The following is a 22,957-nucleotide window of genomic DNA, read 5'->3' as shown; positions in this document are numbered from 1 at the left end:
GGTGTGCTGTTTCGTGGGGTTACGGCGGTTATGGCGGGAAGGAAACACCCGGTTACATTCCGAACCCGGAAGTTAAGCTTCTCAGCGCCGATGGTACTGCACTCGGGAGGGTGTGGGAGAGTAGGTCACCGCCGGACAATCTTTGATGAGAGGGGTTTTGGTATCTGGTTTCGGATACCAAGGCCCCTCTTTTTGTGTGTGTTGGGGGTGGGGTTCTGGCATCTGTTGTGGTGTTGGGGCCCCTCTTTTGTATGCCTGGGCTTTTTTGTGTGTGCTGGTTTTTGTGTGGGGTGTGTGGTGGGGGTTTGTTTTGTGTGTCTCGGGTTTTTGGGCTGGTGGTGGGTGGGTCGGGGTTATTGGGTTGCCGGCGCTGCTTGGGGTGTGCTCCGGGCGGCTGACCCGTTCTGCGCGGCAGGAGATCAGTGAACGGGTCGTGTGGCAGGACCTTGGGGCCGGGGCGGTGTGGCAGGAGTTTGGTGGCCGGGGTCGTGGCTGAGGAGCCCTTTGTCGCGGGCGGGCGTGGGGGCTGATGGCGGGCGCTTCGGGCGGGTGAATCGGAGCCCCATGAGGCTGCTCTGGGGCGGCTTGTGTCGCGCGAGGCTGTTCGGAAGCCGGGTTGGTGGTGTGGGGGTTCCGGGCGGTCGGGCTCGGCTGGCGTTCGAGGCTCTGTGCGGTGTGGACGGCCTGCTCTCTACGAGTGAGGTGCTTCGGCTGTGTGGCGGCGAGGGCTGGGTTGCGCCGCTCGGGCCTGTGGGGTGGGGTGCGGCGGGGCTTGTGGGCGCTTTGGCGGGTTGGGGGCTTGGGTGGTCCTGATGGCCGGGACTCAAGGGCGGTGGTTCGGGGTGGGGGCTGGGGGCGCTTTTCGGGCATGGTGGACTTCCGGTGGCGGGGGGCACGCGGCCCGGTCACTCTGGGTGTGTGACTCCTTCTCGCTCTTCGGACCGGGTATCGGCGCAGGTGAGGCGGCGGCGCCGGTGGATGCGCGTCCTTGCGTGGACGGTCGCACCGGTTGCGTGCACGCTCGTGCTCGCGGGGGTTGTGGACATCGTCGCCGGGATGTTCGGGACGCCCGGCAACCTGCTCGGGGTGCTGGACGAAATGGACAGCTTGCTCAGCATCGCCGTCGGGGGTGTGGGGTTGATGGTGGTGACGATGGTGGTCGTACGGGCGTCGAGAGGGGTGCGTGACGAGACAGCCGATTCATCCAGCGCCGTGGAACGTTCCATATCTGTCGAAGGGGACAATCCCGGCGTGGCGCTGACGGGGGACGGGGCGACCGCCGTGAACGTGGGGCGGGTGGACGTCGCGGGCGACGTACGGGTGGAGCCTCGGCCGCAGGTGCCGACGCGGCCGGTGCAGCTCGCACCCCGGACGCCCCTGCTGCTGGGCAGGGAGGAGGTGGTGGCCGAGGTCGGGCGGCGGTTGCGGCGAGGGCCGGGGCGGCCGTGCGTGGTGGTGATCTACGGGCTGGGCGGCGTCGGCAAGACGAGCGTGGCCGTCGAGTACGCCCACCGCCACCAGAACGACTACCGGCTCGTCTGGCAACTGCCGGCCACGGACGCGGCGGTGCTGTCGGTGGCGTTCGCCCGGCTGGCGGCGCTGCTCGGGGTGCGGGAGACGGAGGACCCGGCCGACCCGGTGGATCAGGTGCACGCGGCGCTGGCGGCGAGTCCCGAACCCTGGCTGCTCATCTTCGACAACGCGCCCGACGCGGACACGGTGCGGCGCTTCCTGCCACCGGCGGGACCGGGGCATGTGCTGGTCACCAGCAGGTCGGGAAGCTGGCCGCCGGAGCAGGGGCTGGAGTTGCCGGTGCTGGATCCGGATCCGGCGGTGGACCTGGTGCTGGCGCGGTCAGGGCAGGAGGACGCGGTGAGCGCCGCGGCGGTGGCGGTGGAGCTGGGCGCGCTGCCGCTGGCGCTGGAGCAGGCGGCGGCGTTCATGGCGGAGACGGGGCTGCGCCCTGCCGAGTACCTGGAGCTGCTGCACGACCAGCGGGCCGAGCTGCTGGGCCAGGGGCAGCCGTGGGGCTATCGGGAGCGGATCACGACGACGTGGCAGCTGTCGTTCGACAACCTGGCGCGGACCAGCCCGCAGGCGATCGCGCTGCTGCGGGTGCTGTCCTGCTGCTCGCACGAGCCGATCCCGTACCAGCTGCTGCTGTCGCCGCTGGACGGACGGGCGCCGCGCGAGGTGCTCGCGGCCGATGTGCGGCGGCAGCGTGCGTACGGGCGGCTGCCGGGCAGGCGGCTGCGGCGGGTACGCGAGCTGCGGCCCTGGCTGAGTGCGGTGATGGCGTTGCAGGAGCTGCCGAGCGACCCGCTGGCCGTGAACGCGGCGGTGAGCGCGCTGCGCGGGCACAGCCTGATCAGCCACCCGGCGGACGGCATGGCGTCGGTGCACCGGCTGGTGCAGGCCGTCACCCTTGACCGGTTGCCGCCGCAGGAGCAGCAGCGGTGGCGGGACGTGGCCGCCATGCTCCTGGAGTCGGTGCTGCCCGATGACCCGGCCGACCCCGCCGGCTGGCCACGGTACGCCGAGCTGCTGCCGCACATCCTGACCGTGCTCACGCCGATGGCGGCCGGGACCGGCAAGACGGCGCAGTACCTGGGGGCCAGCGGCGACTACCGGACGGCCCGGGCGCTGTACGAGGAGATCGGCGAGGCGCTCGCGGGACGGCTGGGCCCGGAGCATCCGTCCACGTTGACCGCCCGCCACGAGCTGGCCCGCTGGACCGGCGAGCTGGGTGACGCGGCGGCGGCCCGGCGGCAGTACGCGAACCTGCTGGCGATCCGGCAGCGGGTGTCGGGTGCCGAGCATCCCGATACGTTGACGGTGCGGCATGAGTTGGCGCGGTGGACGGGTGAGTTGGGGGATGTGGTGGCGGCCAGGGACATGTATGCGGGGTTGCTGGTGGTTCGGGAGCGGGTGTCGGGTGCCGAGCATTCTGACACGTTGACCGTCCGGCACGAGCTGGCCCGGTGGACGGGTGAGCAGGGCGATCCAGTGGCGGCGCGCGATCAGTACGCGGCCTTGCTCCCGGTACGCGAGCGGGTCTCCGGGGCCGAGCACCCCGACACGCTCACCGCCCGCGCCAACCTGGCCTACTGGACCGGGCGGGCGGGCGATCCCGCTGCGGCGCGCGATCAGTACGCGGCGCTGCTGCCGATCAGGGAACGCGTGCTCGGTCCCGACCATCCGGCGACGCGGTCGACGAGGGAGCAGCTCGCGTACTGGACGGAACGGGCTTAGCGCCCAGCCGCCTCGACGTCGAACGGCCCAGTGGCGGCCTCCTCAGGTCACTGAGACGAACGGGGCCGGTAGCGGTGCCGGACTTGCCCACACAGGCGAAGAACGGTCGAGCCCACACAGGCGAAGAAGCGGGCGAAGCGCGGCTCGGCGTTGGTGGAGATGCCGTTCATACCGCCACATACCGGTCATCACAGTCGATTGGTGCAAATGCGGAATAAGGCGATGGCCGCTAGCCTGGCTGCCGATCAAACGGACCCGATCGGAGGGACAGGGCATGGACGGTGGACGACCGGCGGACGACATGGTGCTCGGCCTGGTCGCCGACCAGCTCAGCGCCGCGATGGGCGCGCCTTGGGAGGTGCGTGACGGCATGGCCAAGGGGCCGGGCACGCTCGCGGTCGTGCTCGGGGCCGACCACACCGGCCACCCTTCCCACCTGGACCTCGACTTCGTGCTCAACGTCAACCGGCCGCACGAGACCACGATCTCCGACTGCGTGACCGGCTACGGCTCCACCCCTGAGCAGGTCGCCGACCAGGCCGTGCGCATGTGGCTGGGCACGACCGGCAGCGCCGTGCTCGAACTCCTCGTCCAGGACGGCTCCCACGCCGTCCACTTCGCCCCCGGCGACCCCGGCGGGCTGCCCGGCTGGCATGTCATCCACGGCGGCATCAACGGCTGGGGCGTCGGTGATGAGCACGACGCCGTCCAGATGTGGGCCGTCCAGCACCCGCTGCTGCCTCACCTGGCGCCGGTGCTCAAGGGCACGTTCGACCGCGAGCTCCTGGTGGGCGTCAAGCTGGTCTTCGGCGGCGGCGAGGGCTCGGAGGTCGCGGAGGTCCGCGTCGGCGGGGTCGGGCACGAGGCGGCCTCGCGAGCGCTGGCCGAGCTCGACTGGCCGCGCCCGGAGCGCGGTTTCTCCTACGCTCGCACCTTCGCGCTGCTCGTCCACCCGGACGAGGACTGACCGGAGGACGCACAAAGGGACCCGCACGCGGTGGTGCGGGTCCTTGCGGCAACAGTCACTCGGGCAGGACTAGCCGTGCGGGTCCCTTGCGGCAACAGTCGCTCGGGCAGGACTAGCCGTGCGGGTCCCTTGCGGCAACAGTCACTCGGGCAGGACCAGGAGGGCGTCGCCGACCGCGCGTTCCCGGCCGTCCGACGGACGGTTGACCACCTTCTTGCCGACCACCATGGCCGTCGAGCCGCCGCCGTCCAGGTTGATCGCCTGGGTGGCGCCGAGCCAGCGCATGAACTGGGCGGCCTCATGGAAGTTCGCGCCGACGCTCTCGCCGGGCCGGCGGCCGTCGATGGTGGCGAGGATGAGGCTGCCGTTGCGGGTCGTGCCGAGGAGGGTGCGCGGGTGGCGGCGCAGGATCATGTTGACCGAGTCGTGGCCGTCGCGCTTGGCGGTGATCTTCACCTTGCCGTTGCGGACCAGGCCGACGCCGCCGGCGATGACGTGCAGGTCGGGGGTGAGCTTGAGCGGCCGCCTGGTACGCAGGTCCACGACCTGCGTGACTATCTTGACGGTCCAGTTCTCCCAGGCGTGCTCGTTGACCCAGTCGGCGGCCAGGCCGTTGGCGTGCAGCACGCGCGTCCCTGCGGCGACGGCGGCACCGGAGGCGCGCAGGCCGATGACCTTGCCGTTCGCGTCGATGACCGCGTCGGTGCCGCCGGTGGGGGTCTTGGCGCCCCACTCCTCGGTGTAGAGGATCAGCTCGTCGGTGGCGGGAGCCCGGTTCACGCCGTTGACCTTGACCTTGGAGCCGTCCTGGGAGATGGCGGTGACGTCGGTCCGCAGCTCGGTGATCTTCGCGGTACGGCCCTTGAGCACGACCGCCGAGCGGCCGGGAACGGCCTCGCTCAGCAGCTTGCCGCCGACCACGGACGCGCCGACCGGCTCGCCGCGCAGCGCCTTGGCGGTGTGGATGTTGAAGAAGCCGCCGTTGACGCCGACGAGGGCCTTGCTCGCCTTGACCATGGACGAGACGGTCTCGCGCTTGGCGACGCTCCTGCCGAGCGAGGCGGCGTACGAGCCGCGGAACACCCGGGAGTCGATCATGACGACCTTGGCGCTCCACGGGCCGGTGGTCTGCAGCCCGTCGTCGCCGAGGTAGTCGACCTTGACCTTGAGCCCGGCCTCCTTCAGCTTCTTGGCGGCCTTCTCGGCCTTCTTCTTGTCTTTCAGCGGCCACATGCCGACGCGCACCATGTAGACGGTCTGCGAGGGCGCGTCGGCGACGCTCGGCCTGACGACCTCCTGCACGCTGGGCGTCTCACCGGCGGCTTCGACCTCGGCGGCCACGGCCTCGGCCGTGTGCTGCATGCCGTAGTCGCGTCCGCTGGGCATCAGGACGGTCAGCGTGTATCCGTCGGTGGCCTTGCCTGCCTGGACGTCGTACAGATCGATGCCCTTGGCCACGGCGGTCACCGTCTTGGTCGGTACGGGCCGCGCGCCCAGCGGGAACTTCGCCGACGGGAACCGTACCGTGCGCTGTTCCGCGTTGGCGGGCAGCGCCGTGAGGGTGATCGCGACGGCTAAAGCGAGGCCGCCTGCGAGGGTGCGTCGAGACATGAACTCTCCAGAGGGCGGTACAAGGGACCGCACCATACTGGCGAGATCAAACCCCGCAAGGCAGGCGAACACGCCAATTGGCTCAGGAAAATTACGAGATCCACACCGACCTCCGATATCCTGCGTACATGACTTGTTTCCGCATGTGGTGGCGGCCGAGAGACGGCCGCTGATTCGCCATGCGGGGGCCGTCCCAGAGACGGCCCGCCACCACGCAGGTCCTCTCCGGGACGGCATCGAGACCCAGGAGAGAGATCATGAACGACGTCGTTCTGACCGGTGACCGCCCGACAGGGCCGCTCCACCTCGGCCACTACTTCGGCTCCCTGGCCAACCGGGTCGAGCTGCAGGGCCGATATCCCATGTACGTGCTGGTCGCCGACTACCAGGTGATCACCGACCGCGACACCCCCGGTGAGATCCGGCGCAACACCACGGAGCTGGTGCTGGACTACCTCGCCGTCGGCATCGACCCCGCGCGGGCGGTGATCTTCCAGCACAGCGCGATCCCCGAGCTGAACCAGCTCCTGCTGCCCTTCCTGAGCCTGGTCTCGGTGGCGGAGCTGCAGCGAAACCCCACGGTGAAGGACGAGATCGCGCACAGCTCGCAGCGCGCGGTGAGCGGGCTGATGTTCACCTATCCGGTGCACCAGGCGGCCGACATCCTGTTCTGTAAGGGCACGCTGGTGCCGGTGGGCAAGGACCAGCTCCCGCACGTGGAGGTGACGCGGCTGGTGGCGCGGCGCTTCAACGAGCGCTACGGCCCGGTGTTCCCGCTCCCGCAGGCCCTGATGGGCGAGCAGCCGCTGCTCAAGGGGCTCGACGGCGGCAAGATGAGCAAGAGCAGGGGCAACGCCATCGCCCTGTCGGCCACCGAAGATGAGACCGCCGCTCTCATCCGCAAGGCCCGTACGGACTCCGACCGGCACATCACCTTCGACGAAGAGCGCCGCCCCGAGGTGGCCAACCTGCTCACGCTGGCCGGGCTGTGCCTGGGCCGCTCGCCGCGCGAGCTGGCCGAGGAGATCGGCGACCGCGGCGCGGCCGAGCTCAAGCGGGTGACCACGGAGGCGGTCAACGAGTTCCTGCGGCCGATCAGGAAGCGCCGGGCCGAGCTGGACGAAGGTGACGTGCGCCGGATCCTGGCCGAGGGCAACGAGCGGGCGCGCGAGCGCGCGGTGCGGACGCTGGAGGAGGTGCGCCAGGCCATGGGCTTCTGAAGGCACCGCCCGGATCGGCCCACCGACGGTTCGTCCCCCTCGGGCTCGCCGCCGTCGGCGGGCCGTCCATCCAGAGCGGGCCACCCGGCAAGCGCGTCAGCGGGCCTCTCGGCGGAACGACTCCAGGGCCAGCAGCGCCACGTGCAGCGACAGGCAGGACTCGACGTCGTCGAGGTCGGTGTCGAGGATGCGTTCCAGGCGGCGCAGCCGGTCGTAGAAGGCGGGCCTGGACAGGTGGGCCTTCTGGGCGGCGACCGCCTTGTTGCGCCCGCAGTCGAGGTAGATGCGCAGGATGCGGGTCAGGTCGCCGCCGCGCTGCGCGTCGTGGGCGAGCAGCGGGCCCAGCTCGCGCTCGGCGAACGTCTGCAGCCGCGCGTCGTCGCGCAGCAGGTGGAGCAGGCCGCGCAGGCGCAGGTCGGGCAGGCGGTAGTAGGGGCGCCCGTCGGGCTGGCGGACCGCCACCTCGGCGACCTGCTCGGCTTCGAGGAAGCTGCGGCGTACGTCCTTGATGGACTCGACGACAGAGCCGGCCGCCAGCACGAACGCGGCGCCCGGACACAGCCCGCGCAGCCGCTCGGCCAGCGCGGTCAGCGCCGGCTCGGCCTGGGTGCGCGGCGGAAGGGGCAGCAGCACGCCGACGCGGTCCTGGTCGAGCGCGCCCACCAGGGCGGGCAGGCGGGCGTCGCGGCAGGCGGCGGCGGTGCATTCGGCCAGCTCGCCGAGCCGCGCCTGTCCGTCGAGCGCCTGGTCGATGTGCTCGGTGGGCCGGATGACCACGCTGATCAGCCGGCGCCCGGTGAGCGGCACGCCCACCGCGCGGGCGCGGGCGGCGGCCTCGTCGGGGTCGGCGTAGGCATGGGTGAGGATGCCGGTGATGATCGTGCCGTGCGCCTGGCGTTCGAGCGACTCCTGGTGGCGCTCCAGCAGGCGGCCGAGGGCGAGCGTGGTGGCGGCGCGCTCGGCGAGCACCATGTCGCGCGGCGAGGGCTTGCTGTCGCAGAGCAGGATGAGCCGCCCCCAGTCCTGTCCGCGCGCGCCGACCGTGGTGACCAGCCAGCCGGAGGCCGGATCGTAGGCGGTGCGCTCGGCCGGCGCGACCGCCCGCGACCTGGTCTCCCACCCGGCCAGCAGCTCGCCGGCGTCGCGGCCGGCGGCCTCGCAGGCGAGCACCTGGTGCGCGAGGTTCTCCAGCAGCACGGGACGGCCGGACAGCCGGGCCACCTGCGCCAGCACCTCGGCGGGCGACGCGCCTTCGACCGACAGCTCGGTGAAGACCTCGTGCAGCTGCTCGGAGGCACGCAGCTCCTCGAGCTGGATGTCGATGATCCGGGAGTGCACCGATTCGGTGATCTGCACGAACGGCGTCTCCCTGGTGAGCACGATGACCGGCAGCCCGTGCTCCTCCGCCGCCTTGATCACCGCGCGCGGCAGCTCGCGGACGAACCTGCGGCCCAGCTCCACGACCAGCCCGGAGGCCCCGACAGAGGAAAGCTCGCCGATGTAGTCGGCGAGCTTCTCGGGGTCCTCGGGCAGGGCGACGCCCGTGGTGAGAACGAGCTCGCCGCCGCGTAGGAGATGAGCGATGTCGGCGATCTCGCCGACGTGCACCCACCGCACCTTGGTGTCGAGGCGGTCGGCGCCGGCGACTACGCGCGGGTTGCCCCGGCGCACGGTCTCCAGGGCGAGCACGTCGGCGATGGTGGGGAGCACGGGGCAGAGCCTAGCCGATCATCTTGTAAGAACGCCCACGGGGCACATGACACTTTGTCGCCCTTGTCATGGGTTGAGGTCTTCTTCGCGATATTCCCGGCGAGGTTCGCGTACGCGCAGCTCGACGCGGCGGATCTTGCCGGAGATCGTCTTCGGCAGGTCGTCGAACTCCAGCCGCCGCACCCGCTTGTACGGCGCCAGCTCCCTGCGGGAGTGCTCGAAGATCGACCTGGCGGTCTCCTCGGAGGGCTCGTAGCCGGGGGCCAGCAGGATGAACGCCTTCGGCACCGCCAGGCGCACCGGGTCGGGGGCGGGCACCACGGCGGCCTCGGCCACGGCCGGGTGCTCCAGCAGCACGCTCTCCAGCTCGAAGGGTGAGATGCGGTAGTCGGACGCCTTGAAGACGTCGTCGGTCCTGCCCACGTACGTGATGTAGCCGTCCGCGTCGCGGGTGGCGACGTCGCCGGTGTGGTAGTAGCCGCCGCGCATCGCATCACCCGATCCGCCGACATATCCGGACATGAGGCCGAGAGGGCGGCGGTCGTCCAGCGGCAGGCAGATCTCCCCGTCGTCGCCCGGCTCACCGGTGACCGGATCGAGCAGCACGACCTCGTAGCCGGGCAGCGGCCGCCCCATGGAGCCCGGCTTGACCTGCTCGCCCGGGGCGTTGCCGATCTGCGCCGTGGTCTCCGTCTGGCCGTAGCCGTCCCTGATCGTGATGCCCCACGCCTTGGCGACCTGGTCGATGATCTCGGGGTTGAGCGGCTCGCCCGCGGCCACGGCCGTGCGCAGCGGCAGCTTCCAGGCGGCGAGGTCCTCCTGGATGAGCATCCGCCACACCGTCGGCGGCGCGCAGAACGTGGTCACCCGCTCGTCGCGCAGCACCTCCAGCAGCGCGGGTGCGGAGAAACGGCGGTAGTCGTGGATGAGCACGGTCGCGCCGGCGTTCCAGGGGGCGAAGACGTTGCTCCAGGCGTGCTTGGCCCAGCCCGGCGAGGAGACGTTGAGGTGCACGTCGCCCGGCTTGATGCCGATCCAGTACATCGTGGACAGGTGGCCGGCGGGGTAGGAGGCGTGGGTGTGCTCGACCAGCTTCGGCTGTGAGGTGGTGCCGGAGGTGAAGTAGAGCAGCAGCGTGTCGCCCGCCTTGGTGGGCGCGTCGGGGGTGAAGCTCGTGCTCGCCTCGTACGCCTCGTGGTACGGCAGCCAGCCGAACGCGTCGCCCACGGCGATCTTCGTGTACTCGCCGGCCTCGAACTTGCCCGCGTCGGCGGCGTTCGCGATGACGTGGGACACCCCGCCGCGCCTGATGCGTTCGGTGACGTCCTTGGCGGTGAGCAGCGTGGTGGCCGGGATGATGACCGCGCCCAGCTTCATCGCGGCGAGCAGCGCCTCCCACAGCTCGGCCTGGTTGCCGAGCATGAGCAGGATCCGGTCGCCCCTGCGCACGCCCTGCTCGTGCAGCCAGTTGGCGACCTGGTTGGAGCGGGCCGACAGCTCGGCGAAGGTGTAGACGGCGCTGCTCTCGCCGACGATCTTGAGAGCGATGGTCTCGGGGGTCTCGGCGGCCAGCACCCCGTCGAACCAGTCGAGCGCCCAGTTGAACTCGGCCGGTCTCGGCCAGCGGAAGTCGCGCCTTGCGGTTTCGGGGTCGGCGGCGAGAAGGAAGTCGCGGGCGGCACGGAAATCGCTCATGCCGGGATACTGCTACGAGGCACGCCGCCGCTCAAGACCGTCGAGCAACGACACGAGCCCGAAGTCGAACGACAACCGGCGCACGGTGTCGGGATCGCCGTCGGCGAGCGTGTCGACGCCCTCCAGCATCTCGGGGTGCGCCGCGGCGGCCTCGCGCACGGTGTCGCGCATCTGCCCGATGTCCTTGTCGCCCATGCTGGTCCTCCAGGCGATCTCGGGGATCGTCATGCCGAACACGTACGCGGTGAGCGTGGAGCCGCAGAAGTCGATGTCCAGGCCCTGGAAGCCGGCGGCCTTGAAGATGCGGCGGATGCGGTCGCCGACCCGCATCGAGTTGGGCCCGAGCGCAGGCAGGCGGCCGATCAGGTCGGCCGACCACGGGTGGCGCAGGATCGTCGCGCGCATGCCGTAGGCCAGCGCGGAGACGGCGTCACGCCAGCCCACGTCGTCGGGGTCGGGCACGATGATCTCGCCCCACACCTGGTCGTAGGCGCGTTCGAGCAGCTCGTCCTTGTTGGCGACGTACCAGTAGAGGCTCGTGGCACCGGCGCCCAGCCGGGCGCCGAGCTTGCGCATGCTCAGGCCGCTCAGGCCCTCCTGGTCGAGCAGCTCGACGGCGGCGGCCACGATCTCCTCCCTGCTGCGCCCCGGGGCGGCGGCGCTCTTGCGGGGCTCGCGGAGCCAGACGGAGGAGAACGGCTTGCTGCTCATGGCCTAAGGATAAATCCACTCGCACACTGTGCGAGTATTGTCGTACAGTGTGCGAGTGAACTCGAACACTGTACGAGACCAGCGCCGCTGGTGGATTCTCGGCGCGCTCTGCCTGGCACTGCTCGTCCTGGTCATCGACAACACCGTCCTCAACCTGGCCATCCCGTCCCTCAACCAGGAGATGGGCGCGACGCCGTCGGACATCCAGTGGATCCTCGACGCGTACGTGCTGGCCTTCGCCGGCCTGCTGCTCACCGCGGGCAGCCTGTCCGACAAGTACGGCCGCCGCCGCATGCTGATCATCGGCCTGGTGTTCTTCGGCGGCGCGTCCCTGCTCGCCGTGATCGTCACCGAGCCCTGGCAGCTCATCGTCGCCCGCTTCCTCATGGGCGTCGGCGGCTCGCTCGTCATGCCGTCCACGCTGTCGATCCTGATGACGGTCTTCGACGAGGCCGAGCGGCGCAAGGCGATGGCCGCCTGGAGTGCCGTGGCCCTGGTCGGCATGGTGTCGGGGCCCACCCTGGGCGGCCTGCTGCTGGAGAACTACTGGTGGGGCTCGATCTTCCTGCTGAACGTGCCGGTGGCGGCGGTCGCCATCGTGGCCGCCGTCGTCCTGATGCCCGAGAGCCGCAGCCCCGCCCGCAGGATCGACCCGGTCGGCGTGGTGCTGTCGATCGTCGGCCTGACCGCCGCCGTCTACGTGATCATCGAGCGGGAATGGAACATCCCGGTCATCGTGGCAGCGGTGATCGCGCTGACCGCGTTCGTCATCTGGGAGCGCAGGCGGGACGAGCCGATGCTGCCGCTGCACCTGTTCGCCAGCCGCAACTTCAGCGGCGCGTCGTTCTCGATCCTGCTCATGTCCTTCGGCGCCGGCGCCGTGATGCTCATGCTGACCCAGTACCTGCAGTTCGTGCTGGGCTACGGCGAGATGCAGGCCGGGCTGGCCATGCTGCCGTATGCCGTCGCCGCCGCGATCTTCAACGGCGTGGGCGCCGGGCTCGGGCAGCGGCTGAGCAACCGGGCGCTCGTCGGCCTCGGCCTGATGCTGATGGCCGGCGGCTTCGTGGTGATGGCGCTGACCACCGGCTACCTGCCGCTGCTCACCGGCCTGGTGATCATGGGCATCGGCGGCGGACTGGCGGGACCGTCGGCGTACTCCTCGCTCATGGGCGCCATCCCCGTCCAGCACGCCGGGGTCGGCTCCGCGCTCAACGACACCGTGCAGCAGGTCGGCATGGCGCTCAGCATCGCGGTCCTGGGCAGCGTGCTGGCCGGGCGCTACACCTCCGAGATGCCCGCCGACCTGCCCGCGGTCGCCAGGGAGTCGATCGGCGGCGCGCACAGCGCCGGGTTCGCGGGCATCGCCAACGAGGCGTTCACCTCCGCCATGCACCTCGGCTCGTGGGTGGGCGCCGCGTTCTGCGTGGCCGCCGCCGTGCTCGCAGTCAGCGTGCTGCGCCCGGCGCCGCAGGCGACGGCTCCCGAGCCCGCCCAGGAGAGCAGCGCGGTCTGACGGCAGCGGGTTTGCATGGTGTAAGGCATTTTCTCGGCTAGGCGACACGTTGCACGTAGGAGGGCACCGGAACGGAAAGGGATACTCGACAACATGTCGGACCTACTCGCGCGCCATCGGGCAGTGATGCCCAACTGGCTGGCACTCAACTACAACGATCCCATCGAGATCGTCAGTGGCAAGGGCAACCGCGTCACCGACGCGAACGGCAAGAGCTACCTCGACTTCTTCGCCGGCATCCTGACCAACATGATCGGCTATGACGTCCCCGAGGTACGTGAGGCCGTCGAACGCCAGCTCGCCACCGGGGTCGTCCACACCAGTACGGTCTACCTGCTGCGCGGGCAGATCGAGCTGGCCGAGAAGATCGCGAGGCTGTCCGGCATCCCGAACGCCAAGGTGTTCTTCACCAACTCCGGCACCGAGGCCAACGAGACCGCGCTGCTGCTCGCCACGTACGCGCGCAAGAGCGACCAGGTGCTCGCCATGCGGCAGAGCTACCACGGGCGCAGCTTCGGCGCGATCAGCGTGACCTCCAACCGGTCGTGGAAGAACAACTCGCTCTCCCCGCTCAACGTGCACTTCCTGCACGGCGCCGACAGGCACCTGGCCCAGTTCAGGGGCCTGTCGGACGCCGACTACATCAAGGCGTGCGTCGACGACCTGCGCCACGTCCTCGCCACCTCCGTCTCCAACGACGTGGCGGCGCTGATCGCCGAGCCGATCCAGGGCGTGGGCGGCTTCACGATGGCGCCCGACGGGCTGTTCGCCGCCTACAAGGAGGTGCTGGACGAGCAGGGCATCCTGTTCATCTCCGACGAGGTGCAGACCGGCTGGGGCCGGACCGGCAGCTCGTTCTGGGGCATCGGCAACCACGGGGTGACGCCCGACATGATGACGTTCGCCAAGGGGCTCGGCAACGGGTTCGCGGTGGGCGGCGTCGTGGCGCGCGGCGACCTCATGGACGCCCCCCACGCGGTGGGCCTGTCCACCTTCGGCGGCAACCCCATCGCCATGGCCGCCGCCAACGCCACCCTCGACTACGTGCTCGACCACGACCTCCAGGCCAACGCGGCGCGCACCGGCGAGATCATCATGAGCGGCCTGAAGGCCGCCGCCGAGCGCCTGACGGTGGTCAAGGAGGTGCGCGGCAAGGGACTGATGTTCGCCGTCGAGCTGGAGAGCCCCGAGCAGGCGGGCCGCTTCATGGAGCTGACCAAGCAGGCGGGCCTGCTGGCCGGCAAGGGCGGCCTGTACGGCACCGCCATCCGCATGGCGCCGCCGCTCACCCTCACCGTGGACGAGGCCACCGAGGGCCTGGGCATCATCGTCACCGCCCTGGAGACCATCGACGCGGAGGCGAAGGACCGGTGATGGCAGAGATCAAGCACGTCAAGCACTGGATCGGCGGGGCACTCGTCGAGGGCGACGACACGCGTACCGCCGAGATCTTCAACCCCGCCACCGGCGAGGTGAGCGGCCACGTCGCGCTGGCCTCCGTCGCCGACGTGGACGCCGCCGTCGCCGCCGCCGCGGCGGCCTTCCCCGCCTGGCGGGACGCCTCGCTCACCAAGCGCACGCAGGTGCTGTTCCGCTTCCGCGAGCTGATGAACGCCCACCGCGACGAGCTCGCCGCCCTCATCTCCTCCGAGCACGGCAAGGTGCACTCCGACGCGCTCGGCGAGGTGGCCCGCGGCCTGGAGGTCGTGGAGTTCGCCTGCGGCATCCCGCACCTGCTCAAGGGCGGCTTCTCCGAGGGCGTCTCGACCCGGGTCGACTCCTACTCGATCCGCCAGCCGCTGGGCGTGGTGGCCGGCATCACGCCGTTCAACTTCCCCGCCATGGTGCCGATGTGGATGTTCCCCATCGCGATCGCCTGCGGCAACGCGTTCGTGCTCAAGCCGTCGGAGCGCGACCCGTCGGCCTCGCTGCTCATGGCGCGGCTGTGGCAGGAGGCCGGCCTGCCCGACGGCGTGTTCAACGTCGTGCAGGGCGACAAGGTGAGCGTGGACCGGCTGCTCGAACACCCCGACGTGCGCGCGGTGTCGTTCGTCGGCTCCACCCCGATCGCCAAGTACGTCTACGAGACCGGCACCGCGCACGGCAAGCGCGTCCAGGCGCTCGGCGGCGCCAAGAACCACATGCTGGTGCTGCCGGACGCCGATCTCGACCTGGTGGCCGACTCGGCGGTATCCGCCGGGTTCGGCTCGGCGGGGGAGCGCTGCATGGCGATCTCCGTGGTGCTGGCCGTCGAGCCGATCGGCGACGAGCTGGTCGAGAAGATCGTCGAACGCGTGGGCAGGCTCGTGGTCGGCCCCGGCGACGACCCCAAGTCCGACATGGGGCCGCTGGTCACCGGGCCGCACCGCGACAAGGTGGTCTCCTACCTCGACCTCGGCGTCCAGGAGGGCGCCAAGCTGGTCGTGGACGGCCGCGAGACGCCCGTGCTCGGCGGCGGCAAGGCGGCCGAGACGCCCGGCTTCTGGCTCGGGCCGACCGTGCTCGACCACGTGCCCGTCGGGTCGCGCGTGCACACCGACGAGATCTTCGGCCCGGTGCTGTCGATCGTGCGCGTCTCGTCGTACGAGGAGGGCCTGAAGGTCATCAACAGCGGCCAATACGGCAACGGCACCGCCATCTTCACCAACGACGGCGGCGCGGCCCGGCGCTTCCAGAACGAGGTCGAGGTGGGCATGATCGGCATCAACGTGCCGATCCCGGTGCCCATGGCCTTCTACAGCTTCGGCGGCTGGAAGGCGTCGCTGTTCGGCGACACCCACGTCCACGGCACCGAGGGCGTGCACTTCTACACCCGCGGCAAGGTCGTCACCTCCCGCTGGCTCGACCCCTCGCACGGCGGCGTGAACCTGGGCTTCCCCACGAACGGGTAAGCGGCGCTCACCGGCGGGAGGAACGGCGCGTCCTCCCGCCCGCCTCCCCGGTAAGCTCCAGCACGACGGATGAGGGGGGACGACAAGGGGGGACATCGTGAACGGTCGTCGTACTTATGCCCTGGCGCTCGCCGTGACGGCGCTGGTCGCGGGCGTGGGCGCGACGGCCTCCACGGGCGTCACGGCAGGTACGGCCTCCGGGCAGCAGGCCGTACGGCCCAAGCCCACCCCCACCGCCAAGAGCAGCGCCACCCCCACGCCCACGCCGAGCGCCACCCAGCTCGACGGCACGCTGCAGATCCTCACCTACCGCGGCTACGCCGAGTACGGCGGCGTCAGCTCCCGGGTCAACTGGGTGGGCTCGTTCGAGCGGGAGACCGGCTGCCGCATCGCCAGGCTCGACATCGCGCAGACCGCGGAAGAGCTGGCCGCCCGGGTCGGCGACCGGCCCTACGACCTCGTCACGGCCGGTCCCGCGCTGGCCGCCGGCCTGATCCAGCGCGGGCAGGCGCAGCCCATCGACCCGGCCAAGGTGAGCGGCTACAACGACCTCGACAAGCGGTTCCGCGACATGACCACCGTCTCCGGCAAGGTCTACGGGGTGCCGTACCTGTGGGCGTACGACGAGTTCGTCCGCGACCGCAACGCCGGGGGAGGGCTCGACGACGTGTTCTCCTCGACGCGGTCGGCGCTCAGGGACAGCCCGCTGACGATCGCCGCCGCCGCGCTGGCCGAGGGGGCGAAGGACCCGTACGAGCTGAGCGAGGCCGACCTGGACAAGGCGACGGCGCTGCTCGACCGCAACAAGGACCGCACCTACTGGCGCAACCCGATCGACCTGATCAAGGGGTTCGCCACGGGGGCGCTCGACTACGCCCAGGTCACCCCCTACTACCGGACGCTCCTGCAGAAGGCCGGGGTGCCGGTCGAGACCATCAAGACGCGCACGACGACCGGGTGGCTCGACTCCTGGATGCTCACCTCGTCCATGCCCGACACCACCTGCGCCTACCGGTGGCTCAACTGGGTGACCGCGGCCGACGCGCAGCGCGACGCCGCCGCGTGGACGGGCATGGCGCCCGCCAGTGAGAAGGCGTGCAAGGGGCGGGCCAGGGCGATGTGCAGGACGTACGGGATGGGCGACGGCAAGCGGCTCGATCGTGTGAAGTTCGCGGTGCGCCCGCCCGGTGATTGCCGCGCGGACGACGGGGAATGCACGGACTACGCCACCTGGGTCAAGCGGTGGCAGGAGCTCATGAAGTAGATGGGGCCGCTGCCCCAGCGGAAGGTGCCGCGGGCTCGCCCTGTTCTCGGCCGGGCGCGGCCCGCTCAGAGGTGCCCCGGGCCCTCCCCGCTGTCCCGGGGCGTTCTCGCCGCGCGTGCGGGCGATGGCCGCGCGCGTCAGCGGGACGGGAAGGCCACGACGGTGGCCATGGGCGCGGGCACGAGGGCCTCGGCGCAGTCGGCGCACGCGAGGACGGGCGCGTCGTCGGGCAGGCGGCCCACCCGCACACGCGGGCGCGGCCATCTCTTGTGGCAGACGACGCAGGCGTCGCCGTCGCGCTGAGCCCAGGTCAGGCCCTCAGGATCGAAGGTCAGCATGTCCTGCGTCGCTCTGGTCGAACCCCAGTTCATCACGCTCCCACCAGCCATGGGACTCTCCGCATGTCGGAACCGTTATAACCCTGACTGAGGCCGTGAGCGTCCTGCAGAGCGTCAAGTCAGAGTGAATTCTCTACCCATGCGACGCCGTTTACACCACAAAAACGGGCATCCAGCCGCAAGCTGGATGCCCGTTTCGTTGGGTTTCGTCTAGAGGTCGGCGATCGCCTTCTCCAGGATGCCAAGGCCCTCCTCGAGCAGGTGCTCGGGGATGACCAGCGGCGGCAGGAAGCGCAGCACGTTGCCGTACGTGCCGGCCGTCAGCACCAGCAGGCCATCGGCGTGGCAGCGCTTGACGACCTCGGCGACGGCCGCCGGGTTCGGCTCCTTGGTGCCCGGCTCGACCAGCTCGATCGCGATCATCGCACCCCGGCCGCGCACGTCACCGATCACGTCGAAGCGCTCCTTGAGCGCCTCCAGGCGGGGCAGCATGATCTCGCCGATCCGCCGGGCCTTGGCCACCAGGTCCTCGGCCTCGATCGTCTCCAGCACGCCCAGCGCGGCCTCGCAGGCCAGCGGGTTACCGCCGTACGTGCCGCCGAGCCCGCCCGGGTGCACCTTGTCCATGATCTCCGCGCGGCCGGTCACCGCCGCCAGCGGCAGGCCGCCCGCGATGCCCTTGGCCGTGGCGATGATGTCGGGGACGATGCCCTCGTCCTCGCAGGCGAAGAGCGTCCCCGTACGCGCGAAGCCGGTCTGCACCTCGTCGGCCACGAACACGATGCCGTTCTGCTTGCAGAACTCCGCGATGCGCGGCAGGAAGCCCCTGGCCGGCACGATGAAGCCGCCCTCGCCGGCGATCGGCTCGATCACCACCGCGGCCACGTTCTGGGCGCCGATCTGCTTGGTGATCACGTCGATGGCCTGCGCGGCCGCCTCCTCCGCGCAGTTCTCCGGGCCCGTCGGCCACCGGTACGGGTAGGCGAGCGGCACCCGGTAGACCTCCGGCGCGAACGGCCCGAAGCCCTGCTTGTACGGCATGTTCTTGGCCGTCAGCGTCATCGTCAGCAGCGTGCGGCCGTGGTAGCCGTGGTCGAACACCACGACGGCGGGCCGGCCCGTGGCGTGACGGGCGATCTTGACCGCGTTCTCCACGGCCTCGGCGCCCGAGTTCACCAGGAACGTGCGCTTCTCGTGCTCTCCCGGGGTCAGCTCGTTGAGCTTCTCGCACACCCGCACGTACGACTCGTACGGGGTGACCATGAAGCAGGTGTGGGTGAAGTCGGCCACCTGCTTGCGCACCCGCTCGACGACCCTGGGCGCGGAGTTGCCCACGTTCGTCACGGCGATGCCGGAGCCGAAGTCGATCAGCGAGTTCCCGTCGGCGTCCTGCACCACGCCGCCACCCGCGCGGGTCACGAACACCGGCAGCGTGGTGCCGACGCCGGGCGGGACGGCGGCCTGCTTGCGGGCCAGCAACTCCTGCGACTTGGGGCCTGGGATGGCGGTCACGACGCGCCGCTCCTGGGGAATGCTCATGCCACCGACGCTACGGGCGCTTCCCACCTGCGCCGATACGTCGGTATGTCACACTGGGAGTGGTCCTCTTAGCCGAAATGGACAATTTCGCATGCCGCCTACGCTCCAGACCGTCATGCGTCGCATGCAACTCAAGCCGCTGGCCGGCACCGCGCGGCCCGGCGTGCTCGACGCGCCCGTACGCTGGGTCGCCGTCAGCGAGCTGTCCGATCCGACGCCCTACCTGGAGGGCGGCGAGCTGCTGCTCACCACCGGCCTGCGGATGGAGGGCGACCTGTCCGGCTACGTCGCCCGGCTGGTCAGGCGCGGGGTCGCCGGGCTCGGATTCGGCGTCGGGGTCTCGCACGAGGAGACGCCGCCCGGACTGGTCGAGGCCGCAGAAGCGGCCGGGCTGCCGCTGCTCGAAGTGCCGCGCGAGATGCCGTTCATCGCCATCGGCAAGGCCGTCAGCGAGCTGCTCGCGGCCGAGCAGTACGAGGAGATCAGCCGCGCCTTCGCCGCCCAGGGCCGCCTGACGCGGGCGGCGCTGCGCCAGGAGGGCGTGGAGGCCGTCATCGACCGGCTGGCCAAGGAGGTCGGCGGGTGGGCCGCGCTGCTCGACGAGTCCGGCGAGGTCCGCCACGCCACGCCCGGCGCGCGGACCGAGGCGGTCGCGGCCGAGCTGTCCCGGCGTCGCGGCCGTCCCTTCGAGCCCGTGCCGGCCGCCGGTGAGGCGCGGATGCCGGCCAGTCTCGCGCTGTCCGCGCCCGGCGAGCACATCGTCGTGCAGCCGCTGGGCGGCGGGGGCAGGCCGCGCGGGTTCTTCGCCGTCGGGGCCGAGCACGCCTTCTCACCCGTCACCCACACCGTGATCAACGCGGCGGGCTCCCTGCTCACGCTCTCCATGGAGCAGGGCAGGGCCCAGCGCGCCGCCGAGCGCAGCCTGCGGGCCGCCGTGCTCGAACTGCTGCTCGCGGGGGAGGAGGAGCGGGCCAGGGCGGTGCTCGGCCGGCTGGGCGGGCGGCTGCCCGCCGCACCCGTGGTGGCGCTCGCGGCGGGACCCGAGGCGCTCGACGCGCTGGAGCCGGTCGCCTACGCCGCGCTGACCGGCGTGCCCGACGTCGTGGCGCTCGTACCCGAGCAGGACGCCGAGGAGGTGGCGCTGGGCGCGGGGGTGCCGGTCGGCGTGAGCCTGCCCACCGGCTACGGCTCGCTGCGCGACGCGCTCGACCAGGCCAGGCGGGCCCTGGAGGCGGCCGGCGACACGCGGCGCGGGCCGGTCGTCAAGTTCGGCGAGCTCGCGGGGCAGGGGCTGCTCGCGCTGCTCGACCCGGCCGCCGCCCACGCGTTCTCCACGGCGGTGCTGGCCCCGCTCAACGCCTACGGCTCGCGGGCCGACCTGGTGGAGTCGCTGCGGGCGTACCTGGAGAGCAACGGCCACTGGGACGCGGCGGCCCAGCGGCTCGGCGTGCACCGCCACACGCTGCGCTACCGCATGAGGCGCGTCGCGGAGCTGCTCGGCCGCGACCTCGACGACCCCGGCGTACGCGCGGAGCTGTGGCTCGCCCTGGAGGCGGCGGGCCGCCCCCGGGCCAAGCGGCGGGCTACTCCGGCTTTTCGACCTGGTAGCAGCAGATGACCGCGTTCGTCACCGCCTCGTAGGTGCGGCCGTCGCGCAGGTGCCCGGCCCGTTCCAGGCTGATCGCGCCCTGAGCGGCCGACCACAGCGCGTCGGCGATCTTGCGAGGCTGCGTCGGCACCAGGTAGCCGGCCGAGATGCAGTCGGCGATGACCCGATCGAGGATGTTGAGCGCGGCACGCGCCAGCGTCCTGGCGCGCTCGCTGGGCTCGAAACCGGGGATCGCCCGCTCGAACATCAGGCTGTAGTAGCCGGGCTCGGACAGGCACGCCTGCCGGTAGGCCGGGCTGAGCGCCGTCAGGTGCTCGTACGGATTGCGCCGGGGCGGCACCGCCTCCAGATACCGGCGGAACCGCTCGAACCCCTCCAGATAGAGCGCCTCCGCCAGCCCCTCCCGGTTGCCGAACATCGTGTAGATGACGGTCGTCGTGCAGCCGGCCTCGGCGGCGATCCTGCGCATGGTCAGGCTGTCGGGCCCGTCGCTCTGGAGCAGGTTGACCGCCACGTCGAGCAGACGCGAGCGGAGTTCGTCATGGCTGGCGCGCTCACCCTGGGAGTACGCACCCTGCAGTCCGAGAGGCGCCGAGGTCATGAGACCTCCTTAGTGGCCAAGGAGCTATGCGTCCTTGTGACCTCACGTCGTTCGGTCACGGGGCCCACGCCTTTCTGATCGGGGGCCCACCGCGCTGGAGACCCGCACCCGATGACTTAGCCATGGCGGAGATCCCTCAAACCACTCCGCATGGTAAACATCCCGAATTGGGTCTACTTCTGTTACATCATGGGTATACAACGGGGCTTGTACTTAACGGTGAGCCCTCGTGTGAGTCTTGTGCATCGTGGTGTAAATCCCCCGTGCGGCCGTGGCATAACGTCGAGGTATGGACGTGCGTACCTTCTGGCTGGCCGGCCGCGCCGCGACCGGGGAGACCGAGCTCACTGTCACCAACCCCCACGACGGCCGCGAGGTCGGGCGGCACTCCGTGCCGACCGACGCCCAGGTGGAGGAGGCCGTGGCGGCCGCGCACGCGGTCGCGAAGGAGGCCGCCGCGCTGCCCGTGCACGTGCGCGCCGAGGCGCTGGCCCACGTCTCGCGCCGCATCGCCGAGCGCGCCGACGAGATCGCCCACCTCATCACCGCCGAGAACGGCAAGCCCATCATGTGGGCGCGCGGCGAGGTGAGCCGCGCCATCGCCACGTTCCGCTTCGCCGCCGAGGAGACCCGCCGCTGGTCCGGCGGCGTGCAGCGGCTCGACACCGAGCCCGCGGCCAACGGGCGCCTCGCCTACGTCACCCGCGTGCCCAAGGGCCCCGTGCTGGCGATCACCCCGTTCAACTTCCCGCTGAACCTGGTCGCGCACAAGGTCGCCCCCTCCATCGCCGTCGGCGCGCCCGTCGTCGTCAAGCCCGCGCCGGCCACCCCGCTGTCCTCGCTGCTGCTCGGCGAGATCCTGGCCGAGACCGACCTGCCCGCCGGCATGTTCTCGGTGCTGCCCATCGAGAACGCGCGCGCCTCCGCCCTCGTGACCGACCCCCGGCTGCCCGTCGTGTCGTTCACCGGCTCCGCGCCCGTCGGCTACGCCATCGCCGACCAGGTGCCGCGCAAGCACGTGACGCTGGAGCTGGGCGGCAACGCCGCCGCCGTCGTGCTGGCCGACGCCGACCTCGACTGGGCCGCGCAGCGCATCGCGCTCTACTCCAACTACCAGGCCGGGCAGAGCTGCATCGCCGTCCAGCGGGTGATCGTCGAGGAGCCGGTCTACGACGCGTTCGTCGAGCGGCTGCTGCCCGCCGTCAACTCCCTCGTCACCGGCGACCCCGCCGACGAGAAGACCCAGGTCGGGCCGCTGGTCTCCGAGGCCGCCGCCGAGCGGGTCGAGCAGTGGGTGCGCGAGGCCCTCGACGCCGGCGCCACCCTGCTCGCGGGCGGCGGCAGGGACCGCGCCACCATCGAGCCGACCGTGCTGGCCGACGTGCCGCGCGAGGCGAAGGTCGCCTGCGAGGAGGTCTTCGGGCCCGTCATGATCCTCCAGCGGGCCGCCTCCATCGACGAGGCGTACGCGATGGTCAACGACTCCAAGTACGGGCTGCAGGCCGGCGTGTTCACCCGCTCGCTCGACGCCGCCTTCCGGGCCAACAGGGAGCTGGAGGTGGGTGGCGTGATCATCGGCGACGTGCCGTCGTACCGGGCCGACCAGATGCCGTACGGCGGGGTGAAGGACTCCGGCGTCGGCCGCGAGGGGCTGCACTCGGCCATGGAGGACCTGACGTACGAGAAGGTCATGGTCCTGACCGGGCTGACGCTCTGACGCCTTAGTGGTGCGGCGGGTCGCCGGCTCTGGAGCTCAGTGGTGCGGCGGGGTGACGCAGCGCGCCCGCCACCCCGCCCGTCTTAGGGGCCCGTCTTAGGGGCCCGTCTTAGGGGCCCGTCTCTGGGGGCCCGTTTCAGGGGCCCGTCCGGTGGGGCCCATTCTTCAGGCGCGCTCCGCCGTGCGGAAGAGCGCCTTGATCGTGTCGCCGAAGTACGGGCCGTACATCGTGCGCCGGTCATCGCTGTACTTGAAGCTGCTCAGCGACATGATCGTGCCCTTGCCCGTCGCCGTGTCGAATGAGGTCATCCACGGG

At 71.0% G+C, this 22,957-nt stretch carries 17 protein-coding genes and 1 rRNA gene; 10 read left to right on the top strand and 8 right to left on the bottom strand.

The features are described 5' to 3' along the window. Nucleotides 1-20: 20 nt before the first annotated feature. From rrf to WBK31_RS27325, 3 genes are all read left to right on the top strand, one after another. Nucleotides 21-137: ribosomal RNA gene (gene rrf, locus WBK31_RS27335) — 5S ribosomal RNA — on the top strand. An 841-nt stretch (nt 138-978) separates the two neighbouring features. After that, entirely contained in the window at nt 979-3,252 is a 2,274-nt protein-coding gene (locus WBK31_RS27330) for a tetratricopeptide repeat protein (RefSeq protein ID WP_406673405.1), read from the top strand. A gap of 274 nt (nt 3,253-3,526) precedes the next feature. Next, nucleotides 3,527-4,219 carry a DUF6348 family protein gene (locus tag WBK31_RS27325; RefSeq protein ID WP_364070807.1) on the top strand — a complete coding sequence of 231 codons (693 nt, stop codon included), beginning with the start codon at nt 3,527-3,529 and terminating at the stop codon, nt 4,217-4,219. Between the two features lie 141 nt (nt 4,220-4,360). Here WBK31_RS27325 and WBK31_RS27320 read toward each other — a convergent pair whose 3' ends face one another. Beyond that, nucleotides 4,361-5,830, bottom strand: coding sequence for a phosphodiester glycosidase family protein (locus WBK31_RS27320; RefSeq protein ID WP_364070810.1), 1,470 nt, complete (start codon nt 5,828-5,830; stop codon nt 4,361-4,363). Nucleotides 5,831-6,087: 257 nt separating this feature from the next. Here WBK31_RS27320 and trpS point away from each other — a divergent pair, with 257 nt between their 5' ends. Further along, entirely contained in the window at nt 6,088-7,050 is a 963-nt protein-coding gene (gene trpS, locus WBK31_RS27315) for a tryptophan--tRNA ligase (protein WP_364070813.1), read from the top strand. A 96-nt stretch (nt 7,051-7,146) separates the two neighbouring features. Here trpS and WBK31_RS27310 read toward each other — a convergent pair whose 3' ends face one another. From WBK31_RS27310 to WBK31_RS27300, 3 genes are all read right to left on the bottom strand, one after another. Beyond that, nucleotides 7,147-8,760, bottom strand: coding sequence for a PucR family transcriptional regulator ligand-binding domain-containing protein (locus WBK31_RS27310; RefSeq protein WP_364070816.1), 1,614 nt, complete (start codon nt 8,758-8,760; stop codon nt 7,147-7,149). 66 nt (nt 8,761-8,826) lie between these two features. Continuing rightward, a complete protein-coding gene (locus WBK31_RS27305; RefSeq protein ID WP_406673404.1) occupies nt 8,827-10,455 on the bottom strand; it encodes an AMP-binding protein in 1,629 nt (542 codons plus the stop codon). A gap of 12 nt (nt 10,456-10,467) precedes the next feature. Beyond that, a complete protein-coding gene (locus WBK31_RS27300) occupies nt 10,468-11,166 on the bottom strand; it encodes a TetR/AcrR family transcriptional regulator (RefSeq protein WP_406673403.1) in 699 nt (232 codons plus the stop codon). Between the two features lie 55 nt (nt 11,167-11,221). On the opposite strand from WBK31_RS27300, the gene WBK31_RS27295 reads away from it, so the two are divergent. From WBK31_RS27295 to WBK31_RS27280, 4 genes are all read left to right on the top strand, one after another. Beyond that, on the top strand, nt 11,222-12,682 hold the full coding sequence (locus WBK31_RS27295) for an MFS transporter (protein WP_406673402.1): 1,461 nt from the start codon (nt 11,222-11,224) through the stop codon (nt 12,680-12,682). 93 nt (nt 12,683-12,775) lie between these two features. Then, on the top strand, nt 12,776-14,056 hold the full coding sequence (locus WBK31_RS27290; RefSeq protein ID WP_406673401.1) for an aspartate aminotransferase family protein: 1,281 nt from the start codon (nt 12,776-12,778) through the stop codon (nt 14,054-14,056). Next, complete coding sequence (locus tag WBK31_RS27285) at nt 14,056-15,573, top strand: CoA-acylating methylmalonate-semialdehyde dehydrogenase (protein WP_406673400.1); 1,518 nt, start codon at nt 14,056-14,058, stop codon at nt 15,571-15,573. Before WBK31_RS27290 ends, WBK31_RS27285 begins: the two co-directional genes overlap by 1 nt. A gap of 97 nt (nt 15,574-15,670) precedes the next feature. Next, on the top strand, nt 15,671-16,837 hold the full coding sequence (locus WBK31_RS27280; RefSeq protein ID WP_406673399.1) for an extracellular solute-binding protein: 1,167 nt from the start codon (nt 15,671-15,673) through the stop codon (nt 16,835-16,837). Between the two features lie 137 nt (nt 16,838-16,974). On the opposite strand, the gene WBK31_RS27275 is transcribed toward WBK31_RS27280, so the two are convergent. Further along, nucleotides 16,975-17,226: a hypothetical protein gene (locus WBK31_RS27275; protein ID WP_364070835.1), complete on the bottom strand. Its 252-nt coding sequence runs from the start codon at nt 17,224-17,226 to the stop codon at nt 16,975-16,977. Between the two features lie 159 nt (nt 17,227-17,385). Then, nucleotides 17,386-18,714, bottom strand: coding sequence for a 4-aminobutyrate--2-oxoglutarate transaminase (gene gabT / locus WBK31_RS27270; RefSeq protein ID WP_378786948.1), 1,329 nt, complete (start codon nt 18,712-18,714; stop codon nt 17,386-17,388). 115 nt (nt 18,715-18,829) lie between these two features. Here gabT and WBK31_RS27265 point away from each other — a divergent pair, with 115 nt between their 5' ends. Next, nucleotides 18,830-20,332 (top strand): PucR family transcriptional regulator, encoded by a 1,503-nt coding sequence (locus WBK31_RS27265; protein ID WP_364070839.1) that lies wholly within the window; start codon nt 18,830-18,832, stop codon nt 20,330-20,332. Here WBK31_RS27265 and WBK31_RS27260 read toward each other — a convergent pair. Further along, a complete protein-coding gene (locus tag WBK31_RS27260) occupies nt 20,298-20,924 on the bottom strand; it encodes a TetR/AcrR family transcriptional regulator (RefSeq protein WP_364070842.1) in 627 nt (208 codons plus the stop codon). The two genes, WBK31_RS27265 and WBK31_RS27260, sit on opposite strands and share 35 nt — an antisense overlap. Nucleotides 20,925-21,213: 289 nt before the next feature. Between WBK31_RS27260 and WBK31_RS27255 the strand changes: the two genes are divergently transcribed. Further along, a complete protein-coding gene (locus WBK31_RS27255; protein WP_364070845.1) occupies nt 21,214-22,641 on the top strand; it encodes an aldehyde dehydrogenase family protein in 1,428 nt (475 codons plus the stop codon). A gap of 165 nt (nt 22,642-22,806) precedes the next feature. Here WBK31_RS27255 and WBK31_RS27250 read toward each other — a convergent pair whose 3' ends face one another. Then, nucleotides 22,807-22,950 (bottom strand): hypothetical protein, encoded by a 144-nt coding sequence (locus WBK31_RS27250; protein WP_378786953.1) that lies wholly within the window; start codon nt 22,948-22,950, stop codon nt 22,807-22,809. Nucleotides 22,951-22,957: the final 7 nt, after the last annotated feature.

The sequence above is a fragment of the Nonomuraea sp. N2-4H genome, from assembly GCF_045291505.1.
In the GTDB taxonomy this organism is placed as follows: Bacteria; Actinomycetota; Actinomycetes; order Streptosporangiales; family Streptosporangiaceae; genus Nonomuraea; species Nonomuraea fastidiosa.
This window is presented reverse-complemented; position numbering and strand designations above follow the sequence as displayed.

Coding starts and splice junctions, on each gene's coding strand:
- WBK31_RS27275 (WP_364070835.1), bottom strand. CDS start 17,226: ATGGCTGGTGGGAGCGTGATGAACTGGGGTTCGACCAGAGCGACGCAG.
- WBK31_RS27285 (WP_406673400.1), top strand. CDS start 14,056: ATGGCAGAGATCAAGCACGTCAAGCACTGGATCGGCGGGGCACTCGTC.
- WBK31_RS27250 (WP_378786953.1), bottom strand. CDS start 22,950: ATGACCTCATTCGACACGGCGACGGGCAAGGGCACGATCATGTCGCTG.
- WBK31_RS27330 (WP_406673405.1), top strand. CDS start 979: ATGCGCGTCCTTGCGTGGACGGTCGCACCGGTTGCGTGCACGCTCGTG.
- WBK31_RS27290 (WP_406673401.1), top strand. CDS start 12,776: ATGTCGGACCTACTCGCGCGCCATCGGGCAGTGATGCCCAACTGGCTG.
- WBK31_RS27305 (WP_406673404.1), bottom strand. CDS start 10,455: ATGAGCGATTTCCGTGCCGCCCGCGACTTCCTTCTCGCCGCCGACCCC.
- WBK31_RS27325 (WP_364070807.1), top strand. CDS start 3,527: ATGGACGGTGGACGACCGGCGGACGACATGGTGCTCGGCCTGGTCGCC.
- gabT (WP_378786948.1), bottom strand. CDS start 18,714: ATGAGCATTCCCCAGGAGCGGCGCGTCGTGACCGCCATCCCAGGCCCC.
- WBK31_RS27300 (WP_406673403.1), bottom strand. CDS start 11,166: ATGAGCAGCAAGCCGTTCTCCTCCGTCTGGCTCCGCGAGCCCCGCAAG.
- WBK31_RS27260 (WP_364070842.1), bottom strand. CDS start 20,924: ATGACCTCGGCGCCTCTCGGACTGCAGGGTGCGTACTCCCAGGGTGAG.
- WBK31_RS27320 (WP_364070810.1), bottom strand. CDS start 5,830: ATGTCTCGACGCACCCTCGCAGGCGGCCTCGCTTTAGCCGTCGCGATC.
- WBK31_RS27255 (WP_364070845.1), top strand. CDS start 21,214: ATGGACGTGCGTACCTTCTGGCTGGCCGGCCGCGCCGCGACCGGGGAG.
- WBK31_RS27265 (WP_364070839.1), top strand. CDS start 18,830: ATGCGTCGCATGCAACTCAAGCCGCTGGCCGGCACCGCGCGGCCCGGC.
- trpS (WP_364070813.1), top strand. CDS start 6,088: ATGAACGACGTCGTTCTGACCGGTGACCGCCCGACAGGGCCGCTCCAC.